Origin of the sequence: Granulicella mallensis (genome assembly GCF_014203225.1) — a bacterium.
In the GTDB taxonomy this organism is placed as follows: Bacteria; Acidobacteriota; Terriglobia; order Terriglobales; family Acidobacteriaceae; genus Granulicella; species Granulicella mallensis_A.
The window spans coordinates 16,945-34,532 of sequence record NZ_JACHIO010000015.1 but is presented as its reverse complement, the minus strand read 5'-3'; the positions used below and the strand labels follow the sequence as shown (position 1 = coordinate 34,532).

At 54.8% G+C, this 17,588-nt stretch carries 9 protein-coding genes, 2 tRNA genes and 3 rRNA genes; 3 read left to right on the top strand and 11 right to left on the bottom strand.

Annotation, left to right across the window (positions count from 1 at the left end; genetic code table 11):
• Position 1 precedes the first annotated feature (1 nt).
• A complete protein-coding gene (locus HDF15_RS17105) occupies positions 2-1,711 on the top strand; it encodes a DUF4097 family beta strand repeat-containing protein (protein ID WP_184257677.1) in 1,710 nt (569 codons plus the stop codon).
• 95 nt (positions 1,712-1,806) lie between these two features.
• Here the strand turns inward: HDF15_RS17105 and HDF15_RS17100 are convergent, their stop codons facing one another.
• From HDF15_RS17100 to HDF15_RS17070, 7 genes are all read right to left on the bottom strand, one after another.
• Positions 1,807-3,243 (bottom strand): hypothetical protein, encoded by a 1,437-nt coding sequence (locus tag HDF15_RS17100; protein WP_184257675.1) that lies wholly within the window; start codon positions 3,241-3,243, stop codon positions 1,807-1,809.
• A gap of 501 nt (positions 3,244-3,744) precedes the next feature.
• The gene (locus tag HDF15_RS17095; protein ID WP_184257673.1) at positions 3,745-4,044 is read right to left on the bottom strand and encodes a hypothetical protein; all 300 of its coding nucleotides are present in this window, start codon (positions 4,042-4,044) and stop codon (positions 3,745-3,747) included.
• Positions 4,032-4,148: ribosomal RNA gene (rrf, locus tag HDF15_RS17090) — 5S ribosomal RNA — on the bottom strand. Before rrf ends, HDF15_RS17095 begins: the two co-directional genes overlap by 13 nt.
• A gap of 160 nt (positions 4,149-4,308) precedes the next feature.
• A 23S ribosomal RNA gene (locus tag HDF15_RS17085) occupies positions 4,309-7,258 on the bottom strand.
• 368 nt (positions 7,259-7,626) lie between these two features.
• A tRNA-Ala gene (locus HDF15_RS17080) sits at positions 7,627-7,702 on the bottom strand.
• A 31-nt stretch (positions 7,703-7,733) separates the two neighbouring features.
• Positions 7,734-7,810, bottom strand: a tRNA-Ile gene (locus HDF15_RS17075).
• A gap of 333 nt (positions 7,811-8,143) precedes the next feature.
• Positions 8,144-9,643 (bottom strand): 16S ribosomal RNA (locus tag HDF15_RS17070).
• The 16S, 23S and 5S rRNA genes sit together here with 2 tRNA genes alongside, the layout of an rRNA operon.
• Positions 9,644-10,748: 1,105 nt before the next feature.
• Between HDF15_RS17070 and HDF15_RS17065 the strand changes: the two genes are divergently transcribed.
• Positions 10,749-11,291 (top strand): DUF4337 domain-containing protein, encoded by a 543-nt coding sequence (locus HDF15_RS17065; RefSeq protein ID WP_184257671.1) that lies wholly within the window; start codon positions 10,749-10,751, stop codon positions 11,289-11,291.
• Between the two features lie 21 nt (positions 11,292-11,312).
• Here the strand turns inward: HDF15_RS17065 and HDF15_RS17060 are convergent, their stop codons facing one another.
• From HDF15_RS17060 to HDF15_RS17050, 3 genes are all read right to left on the bottom strand, one after another.
• On the bottom strand, positions 11,313-11,999 hold the full coding sequence (locus HDF15_RS17060) for a MarC family protein (protein WP_184257669.1): 687 nt from the start codon (positions 11,997-11,999) through the stop codon (positions 11,313-11,315).
• Between the two features lie 90 nt (positions 12,000-12,089).
• Positions 12,090-13,313, bottom strand: a complete 1,224-nt coding sequence (locus HDF15_RS17055) for an acyltransferase (RefSeq protein ID WP_184257667.1) — start codon at positions 13,311-13,313, stop codon at positions 12,090-12,092.
• Between the two features lie 111 nt (positions 13,314-13,424).
• Positions 13,425-14,867 (bottom strand): glycosyltransferase family 87 protein, encoded by a 1,443-nt coding sequence (locus tag HDF15_RS17050; RefSeq protein WP_184257665.1) that lies wholly within the window; start codon positions 14,865-14,867, stop codon positions 13,425-13,427.
• A gap of 25 nt (positions 14,868-14,892) precedes the next feature.
• On the opposite strand from HDF15_RS17050, the gene HDF15_RS17045 reads away from it, so the two are divergent.
• Positions 14,893-15,828, top strand: coding sequence for a branched-chain amino acid transaminase (locus HDF15_RS17045; protein ID WP_184257663.1), 936 nt, complete (start codon positions 14,893-14,895; stop codon positions 15,826-15,828).
• Positions 15,829-16,129: 301 nt separating this feature from the next.
• Here the strand turns inward: HDF15_RS17045 and HDF15_RS17040 are convergent, their stop codons facing one another.
• Complete coding sequence (locus HDF15_RS17040) at positions 16,130-17,509, bottom strand: NAD(P)/FAD-dependent oxidoreductase (protein WP_184257661.1); 1,380 nt, start codon at positions 17,507-17,509, stop codon at positions 16,130-16,132.
• Between the last annotated feature and the right edge of the window lie 79 nt (positions 17,510-17,588).

Here is a 17,588-nt window from a genome sequence, read left to right as displayed (position 1 = left end):
AATGAGCTCCTATCCGCCTCCTCCTTCCGGCCTGCCGCCGTATCCGCCGCCCTATAACCGCAACGACTGGAAGGCTCAGCAGCGTGCCATGAAGCAGCAGGCCCGCCTCCAACGCGCCCAGGCCCGGATGCAGCGCACTCAGACCCGCCTGCAGATGCGTGCCCAGCGCCGCGGATCGATCGTTGGGCCCCTGGTGATCCTGGCCGTCGGCATTGTGTTCCTGCTCGTCCAGACCGGTCGACTCTCCTGGGCGCATGCGCTGGACTGGTACGCCGGATACTGGCCGTTTGTAATGATCGGCGCCGGCCTGATCCTGCTCGCCGAGTGGGCGCTGGATCAATACCAGGCGCAACACAGCAGCGGCCCGGTACGCGGAACCCGCGCGCTCGGCGGCGGTGTCATCACGCTCCTGGTGATCCTCGCGATCGTCGGCGCCTGCTCGCGGGCCACCAAGCGTGGCATGGAGTGGAAAGAGCGCGCCCTGGGACATGGCTTCACCAACTGGGACCATGCCTTCGGCGATCGGCATGATGCAGACGACTCGGTGACAGGCACCATCCCCTCCGGCGGAATGCTTACCATTCACTGCCCGCACGGCGACGTAACAGTGACAGGCACCAGCGACGATGGACAGGTCCATGTGAACGTCCACAAGCAGGCCTATGCGTGGAGCGATAGCGACGCCGAGAAGAAAGAATCTCAACTGCAACCTACACTGAAGCCTGACGGAGCCAATGTCCTTCTGGAAGTGCCGGATGTAGCGGGCGGACAGGCCGACCTGACAGTCGATGTCCCACACAACACCATGCTCTCCATCACGGCGGGGCGCGGCGATGTGGAGGTGTCGGATATCCACGCCAATGTGACCCTCACCGCCAATCACGGGCAGGTCGATCTGAATGGAATTAACGGCGCCGTTCAGACCCATGTCAACGACGACGATGAGAGCGTATCGGCACACAGCGTCAACGGAATCGTCACCGTCGAAGGACGCGCCGGCGACATTACGGCCACCGATATCACGGGCCCGGTAACTCTGCGCGGAGACTTCTTCGGGACGACCCACCTGGAGCACATCAACGGAGCGATCAGCTTCCAGACCAGCCGCACCCAGTTCCAGGCCGCACGGCTTGACGGCGAGTTCGAGGTAGCAACCGGACCGGAGCTACAGGCCGATCAGATTCTTGGCCCCGTCGTGCTGAACACCCGGGAACGCAATATCACCCTGGACCGCGTGCAAGGCAACGTGCAGATTACCAACCGCGATGGTTCGGTCGATATCACCAACACCTCTCCCCTGGGACAGATCACCATTACGAATCAGCATGGTTCGGTGAGCGTCGGAGTTCCGGCAAACGCTGGATTTGAGCTGAACGCCCAGACGAAAAATGGCGATATCGAAAACGATTTTGGGTTGGCCCCAATGGAGAAGGAAGAAGTTAATATGCTGCTGAAGACGGTGGGCCATGGCGGTCCCCAGGTAAAGATCAACACCAGCGACGGAGACGTGACCATTAGCAAAACCACCGTCGCTCCCCTGCCGCCCACTGCACCTATCCCGCCTCGCATTACGGTCACTGCCCCCGGAGTCACCGTACTTTCGACAGGTCCCAAGGCGCCCAAGGCACCCAAAACTCCGAAGTCGCTGCGTGCTCCCACAACACCACCCCAGCCACCGGCAGCTCCTGCACCGCCTTCGCCGGGGTTCTGACCTGGGAGCAGTTTCCATATAGTTGTAGGGTTCTTTCACAATGAGAGCCCCAGGATCTCAAGGTCCTGGGGCTCTCACTGTTTGTAGCCATCGCATCAAATCTTGTCGTAGCTACCCTCGGCTTCACGCCACCAGCCATTAGCAACACAGGTGTAGAGAAGCATGGGGACCAGCAGCATGAGATAGAAGTAGCCGTCGACCAGCACATTGAGCAGGACAAAAACAGTCAGCGCGACGATGCTCCACCGCAACGTGTCCTCGAGAGTCGCGCAGCCTTTGCGGATGACGCAGTAGAGGAAGATCGCGATCATCAGGACCGCCTGCAACCTCAGCAGCTTGTCGGGCCGAATCAGGTACGTCACCCAATACGACAGGTTGATAGGCATGGCCTCGGCATGAGGCATCAGCCCCCACTGCCCAACCGTGTTGTTGGCGATACGCCGAGTCGCCGAGTCCAAAAATGGCCCGGCGACAGCCAGTGCTCCAAGCGCTCCCACTCCTGTAAGTTTGGCCGACTCCAACCAGCCACGACGACGGAACGCGTTAAGCAGGAAGAATGGAAAGAGAATCCAACTGAACTGGTAGATCGCCATGCTGACGCCGAAGACAAACGCTGCCCAGGCAAAGTGGCGGCGCTGCATGAGGACAAAGATCGCGACGAGCGTAAACCAATGCGGCTGCAGGTAAAGCTCGTGGCGATACTGCAGAAACGGGCACAACAAAAAGAGTCCAAGGAGTGCCGCCACCTCGCGTCGCCGTTCAACCTTCGCGGCCCAGAAGACGAGCACAGCACTGCCCACAACGTAGGCAATCGACCCGAAACGAATATCGAGATGGGCCGCAACGAACGGGAAGAACGCCACGAGCATTCCCGGAAGATAAGGGAAGTTGTAGATGCGATCGCCTACGTACATCGTCGCGTAGGGGCTGAGGTGATGCAGCAGGTTTGTATCTGCCCACTGGATGACAGGCAGCATATCCGAGCGGAGGTAGTTCAAAGGAAAGCTGGTGATTGCCAGCAGAACTCCTGCGATATACGCCGCAAGCACGGCACCAAAAATCAAACCGCCCTGTGCGCGGGGCTTCACCATTAAAACTGTGAGAAGGATCAGCAGAGGGATGAAGACCGCAAGCACCGCGAACGGATGCAGCCGATAGCCTAGCGGCGCAAAGTGGTGGCACTCATAGAGAAAGAGCAGGCCAGCCAGGATCTCAAAGAACAATGCCAATTGAAGAGCCCGCTCCGTAGACCACCAGGCCGTTTTACTCTCCGAACCATGGAGAAAGCGCCAAAGCAAGACCAGGAAGCCGGCCGTAAACGGTAGCAGGAAGAGCTGATGCGCCACTCCAATCGGGCGCCCGGACCAGCCATCGCCGACGAAATTGATCATCAAGAGCAGCGCCGTAAACCAGCCGGCGCGACGGCGTTCCATCGGGGCAAGTTGGGTCACAGGCATCTCTATGCGGCGAGGATTTGGAGCCAGAGGTAACTCTCCCTTTGAAATAACGCGCATCGTGGATTTGGATGCCATTTCTCCGGGAGAAGACGGCACGCACGAATCCCCATCGCGTTACAAGAATTGGAGAATTACCCATAGCCCCTGATTGTAATCAAGCCACAGGTAGAACCCGCCACCGTTACCAGCGAATCCCCATCGTAAGCGGAATATAAGTGGTGTGCGGGGTGGGCTTGTTATCGATCCATGTATAACGGGCCTTCCGCATAGAACTTGGCGTCGCTGTTATCGGACACCTTCAAAGCTATGCCTGTACCGAAGTTGACTCCCCCGGCATCGTTTGCCTCGCCGGTGTCTCCATCAGAGTTGTCGCTCGTCCGATAGAAGCCTCCACCGCCAATGACGTAGGCCCCAACCCGATCCGTCGCGAAGTATTGGAACTTTGGGTCGGCCGTGACGGACCAGATGTGAAGGCTACCCGAAATAGGAATTGTGTTCGACAGCTTGGGCTGGGGTGGTTGAAGCCGTACTCGCCCAGCAATGCCAAGTGGCGATTGAAGTTATAACCGGCACCCATCATGTAATTCCAACCGCGAGTCTCAGACTGGCGCGCTGCTCCCATAGCCAGATCCCAACCGCCTCCAAACTCAAGGACAAGCTTTTCAGATCCGTCAGCTGTCCGCCAATGACTGTTGTAACCAGGCGGCGGAAGCTGTGCAGAGGCGGGAAGAACAAGAACGCACAGAAAAGCCGCAATAAGAAGGTAGAAACAAGAGCGAAGCGTCGAAACAAACATGGAACAAGTGTAATGCGACGTGCAAACGCAGAAAAGCCCACCACAAGGGTGGGCTTTCCAGAAATAATGCCGGCGATCACCTAATCTCCCACACACTTACGCGTGCAGTACCATCGGCCCAACGAGGCTTAACTTCCGTGTTCGGGATGGGAACGGGTGGGACCCTCGCGGTAAACTCACCGGCAAACTTTAGAAAGATGCGCCGCAGCGCGATCGTTCACAACTGAATAGATTGAGCAGACATTTACCAAAAACGTATTTCTTAGTTATATCTCTATAACTACAAAGCTTGTGTTGAATATTCTCTAGAACAATGTGACTAAACATTGCGCAGAGTAAATTCTATGGACAAGCCGAACGGGCGATTAGTACTGGTAAGCTACATGCATTACTGCACTTCAACCTCCAGCCTATCAACCAGGTGGTCTTCCTGGGCCCTTCATTTCCCTTACGGGTTGGGAGATCTCATCTTAGAGCGTGCTTCCCGCTTATATGCATTCAGCGGTTATCACAACCGAACTTCGCTACCCAGCCGTGCCATTGGCATGACAACTGGAACACAAGAGGTTCGTCCATCCCGGTCCTCTCGTACTAAGGACAGCCCTCTTCAAATCTCCTACGCCCACAGCAGATAGAGACCGAACTGTCTCGCGACGTTCTGAACCCAGCTCACGTACCGCTTTAATAGGCGAACAGCCTAACCCTTGGAACCTTCTACAGCTCCAGGATGCGATGAGCCGACATCGAGGTGCCAAACCGAAGCGTCGATATGAACTCTTGGCTTCGATCAGCCTGTTATCCCCGGCGTACCTTTTATCCGTTGAGCGATGGCCCTTCCATACAGAACCACCGGATCACTAAGGCCTGCTTTCGCATCTGCTCGACTTGTAGGTCTTGCAGTTAACCACACTTATGCCTTTGCACTCGACGGTCGATTTCCAAACGACCTGAGTGTAGCTTCGCGCGCCTCCGTTACAATTTAGGAGGCGACCGCCCCAGTCAAACTACCCGTCTTACTATGTCCCTCTTCCCGATAAGGGAAGGAGGTTAGAATCACAACACTCGCAGGGTGGTATCTCACCGTTGGCTCCACCGAACCCAAAAGTCCGGCATCAAAGCCTCCCACCTATCCTGCGCAGCAAGAGCCGTAACTCACAGTAAAAGTATAGTAAAGGTGCACGGGGTCTTTTCGTCTAGCTGCGGGTAACCGGCATCTTCACCGGTACTACAAGTTCGCCGAGCAACTCGTTAAGACAGTCGAACGATCGTTACTCCATTCGTGCAGGTCGGAACTTACCCGACAAGGAATTTCGCTACCTTAGGACCGTTATAGTTACGGCCGCCGTTCACCGGGGCTTCAGTTCGAAGCTTCGAGCTTGCGCCCTAACCTCTCCCTTTAACCTTCCGGCACCGGGCAGGAGTCAGCCCCTATACGTCGTTTTAGACTTTGCAGAGACCTGTGTTTTTGTTAAACAGTCGCCGTTCGCGTTTCACTGCGGCCCCCCTAGGCTTGCACCCACGGGGGCGACCCTTCTCCCGAAGTTACGGGTCTAATTTGCCGAGTTCCTTAACAAGCTTTCACTCGAGCGCCTTTGGATATTCTCCTCGTCTACCTGTGTCGGTTTGTGGTACGGTTCCCAATCTTTCTCCTTAGAGGTTTTTCTTGGCACCATGAAATCAGCAGCTTCAAGCCCTACGGCTCTGCTTTACGCCTCACTGTTAAGCTTCTCCGGATTTGCCTAGAGAAACCAGCTTCACGCGTATCGAACCACATAGCCATATGTGGTCCTGCTTATCCTTATGCGTCACCCCATCGTCAAACGAACTATTGGGAGGTCCGGAATATTAACCGGAAATCCATCGCTTACGCCTTTCGGCCTCAGCTTAGGGACCGCCTAACCCTGAGCGGATTAACCTTCCTCAGGAAACCTTAGACTTTCGGCGGGAAGGGTTCTCACCTTCCTTATCGCTACTTATGCCGGCAGGGTCTCTTCTCTAATGTCCACGTATCTTCCCAGTTACGCTTCATCCACGAGAGAATGCTCTCCTACCACGCACACTCAAAAGTGTGCATCCGCTGCTTCGGTATATAGTTTTAGCCCCGTTGTATTGTCGGCACCGGACCGCTTGACCAGTGAGCTATTACGCTTTCTTTAAAGGATGGCTGCTTCTAAGCCAACCTCCTGGCTGTCTGAGCGTTCCGACTTCCTTTCCCACTTAACTATAATTTTGGGACCTTAGCAGGCGGTCTGGACTGTTTTCCTCTCGACTGTGAAGCTTAGCCCCCACAGTCTGACTGCCGTGCTGGTTGTAATCGGCATTCGAAGTTTGGTTGGATTCAGTAAGCCGGAAAGCCCCCTAGTCCATCCATGTCTCTACCACCGATCCAAATCACACGACGCTAGCCCTAAAGCTATTTCGGAGAGAACGAGCTATCACGGAATTTGATTAGCCTTTCACCCCTACCCTCAGCTCATCCGAGCTTTTTTCAACAAACACCGGTTCGGTCCTCCAATGGGTGTTACCCCATCTTCAACCTGGCCAAGGGTAGATCATCCCGCTTCGCGTCTATTCCTGCCAACTGAATCGCCCTATTCAGACTCGCTTTCGCTGCGGCTCGCTCACGCTTAACCTTGCTGACAAGAATAACTAGCCGGCTCATTATGCAATAGGCACGCGGTCAGACATTCCCCGAAGGGCATAGTCCTCCCACTGCTTGTAGGCACACGGTTTCAGGTACTTTTCACTCCCCTCTCGGGGTGCTTTTCGCCTTTCCCTCACGGTACTGGTTCACTATCGGTCAGAAACGAGTATTTAGCCTTACGGGATGGTCCCCGTGGATTCAAGCAGGGTTTCTCGTGCCCCGCCTTACTCAGGTACCTGCTTCGAGTCTGGATCAATTTCGTCTACGCGCCTGTCACGCTGTTTCGGGCTGGTTTCCACACAGCTTCGACTATCGACCAGATTGGTAACTCTACTGTTGCAGGCCCTACAACCCCCGAATTACCGAAATAATACGGGTTTGGGCTGTTCCGAGTTCGCTCGCCACTACTATCGGAATCGAGGTTTCTTTCTTCTCCTGGAGGTACTGAGATGGTTCACTTCCCTCCGTTCGCTTGCTCCTACCTATGTATTCAGTAGGGCATAATATGGGTTTGCCATATTGGGTTTCCCCATTCGGAAATCTCCGGATCAATGCCTATGTGCGGCTCCCCGAAGCTTATCGCAGCTTGTCGCGTCCTTCATCGCCTGTTTCTGCCAAGGCATCCACCGTGCGCCCTTAGTAGCTTGACCATAGAATTTACTCACACGCATCAGATTGAAAACCTCTGACCGTAAGCCAATAAACCTACGTTGTTTAGTCCGCCTGAACGGTCAACTTCGATCACAACTTGCGGATCTCCATCGCCGTTCCAAAAATATTCTAAAGACACTCAACACTGTAATCAGCTCAAGTTATCGAGACTACCGATAACCCAAAGCTGCTCAGCCTTGTAGTTATATTTACCCAATCTATTCAGTTGTCAAAAATCGTCTGCGGCAACAAAGTGTTGCAACGCTACGCGCTCTGGAGCGCGCCTGAGACATGCTCAAGGATCAGAATCCGCAATGAGCGGAAACTCAACCTCGAACAGGTTGCTTCATAAAAACCTTAGAGAGTTTGGTGGAGCTGACCGGGATCGAACCGATGACATCCTGCTTGCAAAGCAGGCGCTCTCCCAACTGAGCTACAGCCCCACTTCGTTCAGTATAACCGAAGAATAGAAAATGGTGGGCCTGGGTAGACTCGAACTACCGACCTCACCCTTATCAGGGGTGCGCTCTAGCCAACTGAGCTACAGGCCCGGCATTGGCGAACAGCTTACGCTGCCGACATGCTTACTCTGTCGCCCGGCCAACGATTCCGAAGAATGATGACGCGGGCTCTTGAGCTCTCTCGAAGGTTTTCGAGGACACAGTTGAACGTGCTATCCAGCTACGCCGGATATGACCATCGTTGTTGATTCATACGACAAAGAGAAGGTTGAGTTCAGATTCCCCATCTCGCACTCTACCGACCAAGATCGGCTTTGCTTGAGGGAGGGGTTGTCTGGCCTTTCGCACTCATCAGGTAGCACCTTGCGGCGGCCTGCTCGCAATCGCGAGGCTGAGATTGATTACCAGAACGTTCTCTCTTAGAAAGGAGGTGATCCAGCCGCAGGTTCTCCTACGGCTACCTTGTTACGACTTCACCCCAATCATGAATTACACCTTGGGCGGCTGCTCCCTTGCGGTTAGCGCACCGACTTCTAGTGCAACCCACTTTCGTGATGTGACGGGCGGTGTGTACAAGGCCCGGGAACGTATTCACCGTGGCATGCTGATCCACGATTACTAGCGATTCCAGCTTCATGGAGTCGAGTTGCAGACTCCAATCCGAACTGAGGCCGGCTTTTTCCGATTAGCTCACCCTCGCGGGGTTGCAGCGGTTTGTACCGGCCATTGTAGCACGTGTGTAGCCCTGGACATAAAGGCCATGAGGACTTGACGTCATCCCCACCTTCCTCCCCGTTATCCGAGGCGGTTTCGCCAGAGTGCTCAACTAAATGGTAGCAACTGGAGATAAGGGTTGCGCTCGTTGCGGGACTTAACCCAACATCTCACGACACGAGCTGACGACAGCCATGCAGCACCTATATACAGACCCATTGCTGGGAGACGATATTTCTACCGCTGTCCTGTACATTTCGAGCCCAGGTAAGGTTCTTCGCGTTGCGTCGAATTAAACCACATGCTCCACCGCTTGTGCGGGCCCCCGTCAATTCCTTTGAGTTTCAGCCTTGCGACCGTACTCCCCAGGCGGATTGCTTATCGCGTTAGCTTCGACACGGTAGGATTGGGTACCCACCACATCAAGCAATCATCGTTTAGGGCTAGGACTACCAGGGTATCTAATCCTGTTTGCTCCCCTAGCTTTCGTGCATCAGCGTCAGTTATGGTCCAGTGAGCCGCTTTCGCCACAGGTGTTCCTTCCGATATCTACGCATTTCACCGCTACACCGGAAATTCCACTCACCTCTCCCATACTCAAGCCCGACAGTTTCGCATGCAGACTTCGGGTTGAGCCCGAAGATTTCACATGTGACTTATCAAACCGCCTACGCACCCTTTACGCCCAATAATTCCGAACAACGCTTGCCCCCCTCGTATTACCGCGGCTGCTGGCACGAAGTTAGCCGGGGCTTCTTCTCTCGGTACCGTCATTATCTTCCCGATCGAAAGGAGTTTACATCCCAAGGGATTTCATCCTCCACGCGGCGTTGCTGCGTCAGGGTTTCCCCCATTGCGCAAAATTCCCCACTGCTGCCTCCCGTAGGAGTCTGGACCGTGTTTCAGTTCCAGTGTGTCCGTGCGCCCTCTCAGGCCGGATACAGATCATCGTCTTGGTGGGCCATTACCCCGCCAACTAACTAATCTGCCGCGACCTCCTCTCCAAGCGCATTGCTGCTTTGACTCGTAAGTGTTATGCGGTATTAGCCCAGATTTCTCTAGGTTATTCCCCACTCGGAGGTAGATAAGTCACGTGTTACTCACCCGTGCGCCACTGTACTCAGGACCGAAGTCCCTTTCTCGTGCGACTTGCATGTGTTAGGCACGCCGCCAGCGTTGATTCTGAGCCAGGATCAAACTCTCGTTTAATCTTGGTTTGCTCTGCCTTCTAGGACAGGGGTCCGAAGGCTCGAGCGCTCCGCTCGCTCGAAAGGAGCGGAGGTAATAATATAGTGAGAATGACCCAACCAAAGGTCGTTTCATCTCACGACTGGCACGTTCAACTATGTTGTCAAAGATCCTGACTGTTCTCGCCTAAGCGGACAGTTTTGGATCAAGGACCAACTCTGGGCAAAGCCACAGGTTTGTGTCCTCGAACTTGATTGCGCTGTGTTGTACTGGGGAGATACCGGGAGTGTTTCTTTATTCACCGGCCTCGCTGCAGTGTTTTGCGCGAACTTTTTAAGAGTATCAAAGTTTCGTTCGCTTGTCAACCTCTACCCTCAACTTTCCTTTTCACCCTTTTGCTCTTCTCATCAGAACCCGTCAGGGCGTGGAGAGCGGGGCGACCAGATAGCGAGGAGGTCAACCAAAAACAGCACAAATTCTCAAAAACATCTTCACAACCCAACAAAGGGCCGCGGAGCCTAAGCTCCTGGATATATCAATTGCAGTGGCTTGGGTTTGTGTCGGCTGGCTCAACTGAGCTCTTACTACCGCGATCAAACGCTTGGACTGCGCTCCGACTTGCCGTCAACACCTCAAATGGGCTCTGGCGCGAAGCTTTACTTCTTATTCTCGTACCAACCCAGAGTATCGCATCTTCTTGCTTTGCGCAACCCCTAAGTTCATACTTTCTTTATTTCCACCTTGTTGCCCTCAATACTTCTAAGTGGCTTCGATGCAAGGCTTTAGCTCTTACTTCAGTACCAATTCAGTGTATCGCATCTTTCTACTTTGCGCAACCTCTAAGTTGATACTTTCTTTATTGCTACTGCGTTACCTCTTTGTTGCCATCGCGTTACAACTGCGACTTGTTGAGATTAGCAACGATCCAGGCCTCATGCAAGGCGGATCGCTGTGGATTCCTGTGGACTGCTGTGCATTTCTCGTCTTTATTGCTACTCGCAGCCTTCAAAAACTCTCATTTCCCCAATGAAAACGCGATTAACTAGAATTCGAACAAACTGCCTAAAAAACTCCCTCACGCACTCAAACAAGGGCTCCGATAGAATCCGCATCAGGTGTCCCATCCATGGAAGCAACTGAAATTCACGAATTTACCCAGGAAATGCACGAAGCCAGCAAGGGAGACACGCGGTATATCTCTTTGATCATCAGTATTCTGGCAGTATTGGTCGCAATGGTTACAGTTCTGGGCCATCGCACACATACCGAAGCCGTACTCCTGCAGTCACGCGCGGCCGATCAGTGGAACGAGTACCAGGCCAAGAAGATTCGCCAGGGACAGATCGGCATGACCTCCGATCTGTTGTCTCTCCAGCCCAGCTCGAACAGTATTGCTGTGCAGCAAAAGCTGAACAGCTATAAGGCGCATATGGAGAAGCTGGCCGACGACCTCATTGAAGAACAAAGGAAGGCCGAAGATCTTGAGCATGAAGTAAACCGCGCCGAGCGGCGTGCAAGCCGTTACGATCTGGGTGAAGCTTTGCTCCAGATTGCGGTCGTGCTCTCGTCGATTACCCTGCTGACGAAGCAGAGGATCTATTTCATGCTTGGACTAGGCCTGGGGATAGCCGGACTGCTGTTGGCAGCCTCGGCACTCTTGGTTCACTGAACAGGGCTTCGCTGGAATCGCTTAGAGACTGCTGGGTTTCGTCAACACGCCCAGATCAACGAAACCATTGACGAAGTACTGTACGGCTAGCGCGACCAGTAGCAAACCCATAATGCGAACAAGGATGCGAATCCCTGTATCCCCGAGCATTCTGGCCACACGATCCGCACTGCCAAGCACTAGATAGCAGATTGCCGCCGTGATGGCGATCGCCCCAAAGATCGCAATCATCTGCCAGTGCGTCTGCGCCTGGCCGACCAGCACCATCACACTGGTGATGGCTCCAGGACCGGCCAGCATCGGGATACCCAGCGGTACGATGCCAACATCGTCTTTCGAGGAAGCAGCCTGGGTTTCGCCCGGGCTCTCCTGCGTAGGTGAGCGCTTGGCTTCGAGCATGTCGAGGCCGATCAGCAGAAGGATGATTCCGCCCGAGATCTCAAACGCCGGGAGTGTAATCCCAAAGATGCGGAAGATGTACGTGCCTGCAATCGCAAACGCTGTCAGGATCACGAATGCAGTCAGCGAAGCCTTGCGGGCAGTACGTGCACGTTTAGCGGCATCCTGATCGGCCGTAACGGCCAGAAACGTCGGCAGCGCAGCAAACGGATCGACAAGGAAGAAGATCGAGCTAAGAGCAAGCAGCGAAAAGCGGACATAGGCCGACCCTTCAAAGAGGGAGAGCGAAGCTGCATGCGGGACGATCACTCTGCAATTCTTTCACGAGTCGGCAATGCGCAGGTCGGGAGTCTGCTCGTGCGAACGCATACTCGCGTCGCACGAGCCAAAGAGAGGAGTTCATGCACCTTCGCGAATCGTCCAGCGCTCTTTGAGATTGAGAAAAAGCGACTCGTAGAACCTGAAGCTTAGCCAGGCGAGCAGGAAGGTTGCGGCCAGGGCAACCACCGCAACGACACGATCGCGATGCGCCCACAACACAGAACTCAGAGGTTCATGATGCAGGACAAGATAGGCGCAAAAGCGGTCAACAAGAGAGACATAGAGCATGTGGAAAATATCGTGAAATACATAAGCGCCATAGCTAATGCGTCCCATCCAGCGCAGTGGAGCAAGGTTGAAGACACGATAGACCCATGTACCGGGCTGAAGCGCCAGCAGAATCAGCAGGCCCGACAGAATTGCGATGACGCTAAAAGACCAGGTGTGCAGACTCGCGGGGTAAGGATACGGATGCGCTCGAAAATGGTGCGCCGGAGTAAAGACGAAACAGAGCAAGACAGCGGTGAATGCTATCAATGAGGCAATGCGCGCCCGACGCAGTAAATCCGTGGCATATGGCCCGCGAAGGAGAAGAGCCAGGAATCCGCCCAGCAGAAGATTATCCATGCTGAAAGGTGTGGCATGGCTCAAGACTTCGTGCTGGAGAAGCCAAGCTGGAAGCAGATGTTCCGCCAGGATTCTCGCCAGGAGACAGATTGGAATAGAAGCTGCGCAGATCCAGAGAAGCTTGCGCCGATCTCGAACCCAGAAGACGATCCACGGCCAGATCAGATAAAACTGCTCCTCTACACAAAGGGTCCAGAAATGTCCGAGATAGACAGGCGTGTAAAAAGTCGGACGAGCCGCAAAGAGCTGAAAGTCCGCTAGCCGCTGCAACGGATCGCCCTCAAGATAAGGGTGAATCCAGCCGGCAAAATTCCCCAGGTATGCAGGCCAAAGAACCCACAGCCACGTCCATTGCCAATGGACCAGTGGGTAAAGCAGCAGCAAAACAGCAAAGATCCCGTAGTAAAGAGGAAAGATTCTTAGCGTACGCCGAACGTAAAAATTACGTGCGCGATGCGGGCTGTCGCGTGTATCGAAGAGAATGCCTGTGATCAAAAATCCGGAGAGAGCGAAAAAGATATTAACGCCTGCCCACCCCCATGCGATGTGGAGGTAGTGAAAACAGAAGACCATCAGAAAGGCAATCGCGCGGAGGCCATCGAGCCCAGGGTAGAAGGCTCGGTTCTCGGGTATCGTGCGTTCTGTATTGCCAGAAACCGGCAATGAATGCGGCAAGCTAAGGAACCCCCTTCGGAGTCTTCTTGGTTTATGCCAGGCCGAGGGTACGGCTGTCGGCCATGAACAATTCAAAGTCTTCGCCTGGAAAAGCGAGACACACTGTGTTCGTCACAAAGACACAGCCGTTACCGCTGCGGCCTCGGAGGTCCATGGAGCGGCAACGGTAAAACCCAATAGGAACAAGAGTGGAATAACCTGAAGCTGACCCGCCAGAAAGACAGGCAACTTTCCTAACAAGTCTACGGGCAGAAGCAAAATGAGCATGCAGACAAGCGCACCCAGGACAATAGATGAAACAGGAGGACCAGACTCACTCCGATAGCCAACAAACGTAGCTAGCAGAAGCAACAGGGGCAGGTACAGGTGAACGAGCGTGTATTCGTAGGAGACAGGCGGAAACAGGATCATCGCAGTCACAAGAAACACAAGTTGGTTGATCGACGGCAGCTTGCGTACTCTCAGAAAAAACGCAATCGCCATGAACAGACCGGCGATCAGGTAGTAGGGACGCGTCAAGCTGGCTAGGGACATGTTGTGCTGGATGGCCAGCAACTTTAAAGGAGAAAAGAGAGAGTGATCAAACCCTATCTCTGTGAAACGAATTTGTTTGACATAGCCCCCCTGGAACCCTGCGACGCCAGCGGCAAAGCCATCCGCTGCATACCCGATGGATGGGCCGGAAAACCAGAGCGCGAATAGCGTCACCACGGTACAGGATGCAAGTCCGGCAAAGAACGGGCCGTAGGCCTTCCGTCGCGACAGAAACAACCCCAGCAGAAGGACTGGATACAGTTTGACGGATGCGGCGATTCCAAACAGCACAGCAGCAAGATAGAGTGCGCCTCGAAAGTAGGCCAGTATGCCGATGGCAATAACGATCCAGACGATAAGTTCGATATTGCCGCGCTGCATAAGAAATAAAAAGGGAAAGCTGAAGAGCAACGACGTCGCGACAAAGAGGCCACTTCTGAAAGGAGATCGCAGAAACCGTACACCCAACAGCCAAAGGCTGCCAATCGTCACAAGACTTACAAGCGCTGAAAGCCCCACATAGAGATATCTCGAATGCGGGATGATTTTATAAAAGAAGTAATAAATCAGCGCTGCCGCCGGCGGATAGGCAAAGGTCGATACCTTAGGATCAGAGGATTTCGCAAAGAACGCAGGGGTTCGGTATAACTCGAATCGCTGGGCATACACCGTAATATCCGTAAGGGGCGAATCCAGAAGCGGCTTTGCCAGCGGATCATAGCCGTGCCGATGGGCTATCGCGCAGATCACCCAGAGCAAGCTGGCGATAACACAAAAGATCCACCACACACCCAGGACATTACGAGGCACAAGCGTCTCTTGCGAAGGAATCTCTGCGGACATGGCCGAAAGTATATAGCACGCCCAAAAGGCTCTGAAGAATGCCCTCCAGCAAATTCCGCCAGGAAAAGAAGGGGGGCAATTGCAACAACAGTTTTCGCTTATATCAGCCGGACGATGCCCACTCTCCAAGTTCCCCTCTACAATAGTGGTGAAACGCGGAGGAGATTGCTGAAGCACTCCTCCATCAAAGGAGTTTGATGCTATGCCGCTCGAAACGACCACAAACATCTGGCACAACGGCCAACTGATCCCCTGGGAGAAGGCCAACATTCACGTGATGAGCCACGTGATCCACTACGGCTCGTCTGTATTTGAGGGCATTCGCTGTTACACGCAGCCTGACGGCGCCAGCATCTTTCGCCTGCACGAACACATGAAGCGGCTTATCAACTCCGCCAAGATCTATCGCATGCCCCTTCCCTACGATGTCGAGCAGTTGAACAGCGCGGTGATCGAGGTCGTCGAGGCTAATGGTGTAGCTCCGTGCTACGTTCGGCCCATTGCATTTCGTGGCTACGGCGAGATCGGCGTCAACCCGCTAAAGTCGCCGGTTGAGGTTTACATCGCGAACTTCCCCTGGGGCAAGTACGTTCCCGGTGACGGCGGCGCGGATGTCTGCATCTCGAGCTGGAACCGTCTGGCGCCCAACACGATGCCCTCACTCGCGAAGGCCGGCGCAAACTATATGAACTCGCAGCTCATTCGTATGGAAGCCGATATCAACGGTTATTCGGAGGGCATCGCCCTCGATGTGAACGGCTATCTCTCGGAAGGTTCGGGCGAGAATCTCTTTATCGTGCGCGACGGAACGCTGTATACGACACCGCTGGCGAACTCGGTGCTGAACGGCATCACGCGCGACTCGATCCTGGTGCTGGCACGCCAACTGGGCATTCCCGTCGTCGAGCAAGCCCTGCCGCGCGAGCTGCTTTACATCTGCGATGAGGCCTTCTTCACCGGCACCGCTGCGGAAGTGACGCATCTGCGCTCTGTCGATCGCATCATGGTCGGCGACGGCAAGATGGGCCCCATCACCAGCGCGCTGCACAAGGCGTTCTTCGATGTGGTGAACGGACTTGCGCCGGATCGCTATAACTGGCTGACGCCGGTAAAGGTCCGCGAGGCCGTTGTAGCTTAGTCTCGCGAACGCAATACACGAAGGGCAGCCCAATGCGGCTGCCCTTTTCCCTTGCCTGAAACAGGTAGGTTGAGTCCCCCCATGCACCTCTTCGATCCCACCCATCCCCTGTCATCTCGACCGAACGCGGCGCTCTTTGCCGCCGCAGTGGAGAGACCTGCAGGTTGTTCGTACCGGCACCATCGTCTATGCGAGCAAACTGCAGGTCTCTCCACTCCGCATGACGATAAAACCATCATGCTCCGGTCGAGATGACATTTCTGTGATGGTTCATTCCTGCACCACACTATGAGGAAATGTTCTAAACCACCGTAGTTGTAGAACTATCGGCTCTCTGGGTCTCAGGCTGCGGATCGCCGCTCGTAATCGGGCCTACGGACGCTGCAAGCTTGTCCCAACCCGGCAGCTCCTGCGAACCGACGATCAGGCGTACACCATCCTGAAACTGCACATAGGTATAAGCCCACTGGCGAAAGACGGAGAGACGGTTGCGGAATCCGATAAGAAAGAAGATGTGCACGACCAGCCACGTAAGCCAGGCCATAAAGCCGCTCCAGTGCGCATGGAACGGCCACACAATACGGGCTACCGCAGCCTTGCGGCCGATCGTCGCCATATCTCCCTTGTCGAAATAACGGAAGGGCTTTTGCGTGTCGCCTTTGCCTTTAAGAAGCAGGCCGATGCGTTTGGCCGCATAAGCGCCCATCTGCATGGCAGGCTGCGCAACACCCGGAACCTGCTTGCCGTCCTGCTCAAAGTGCGCAAGGTCGCCGAGGACAAAGATCTCAGGATGTCCGGCAGGATGCAGATGGTCATCGACCATAACGCTGCCTCGTCTGTCCGTTTCAACTCCTAGTATCTTTCCCAGCGGCGAAGCCTGCACCCCTGCCGCCCATAGAGTGCAGACGCTCTCTACCCGTTCGTCGCCAACCATGACGTATCCGGGCTGAATATCGGAGACGTGCGCGCCGGTTCGTACACGCACGCCGAGCGCGTTGAGCTGCTCCACGGCCTTCTTCTGCAGGTCTTCAGGGTAGGCGCCAAGAATGTTCGGTGAGCCCTCCAGGATCAGCACCTGCGCCGTACCCGGATCGATATGGCGAAAATCCTTCGTCATGTAAAGCTTGGCGATATCGGAGATGGACCCCGCGAGCTCCACCCCGGTGGGCCCGCCTCCGACGATCACGAAGTTCAACGGCGGATGCGATCCACTCTCGAGCTTCTGGCGCTCAGCCAGTTCAAACGCCAGCAGCACGCGACGGCGGATCTCCGTAGCATCTTCGATCGTCTTGAGCCCCGGGGCCAGCTTCGCCCACTCGTCTTTGCCGAAGTAGCTGTGCGTAGAGCCGGTGGCCAGGATGAGGTAGTCGTAGATCAGCACCGCACCGCTCTTCAGCATGATGTGGCGTTCCACCGTATCAAAGCCCGTAACCTCATCCATGATGACTTCGGTATTGGTGTTCTCGCGCAGGATGCTGCGGATAGGTTGAGCAATGTCCCCCGGAGAGAGCACAGCCAATGCCACCTGGTAGAGCAAGGGCTGGAACGTATGGTGATTCTTGCGGTCGACGACGGTGACATCCACCGGCAGCTTCGCCAGGCCCGCTGCCGCATTGATGCCGCCAAAGCCTGCACCCACGATAACGACCCGCGGTCGTCTGCTTGTACCCTGCTCTGCCATCGCCGTCTCCCTCTCCTTCGTAATCTGTCTCTAGCTTACGATGCTGCACCAGCCCCCTCTGTCGCACAACATGCTGGAA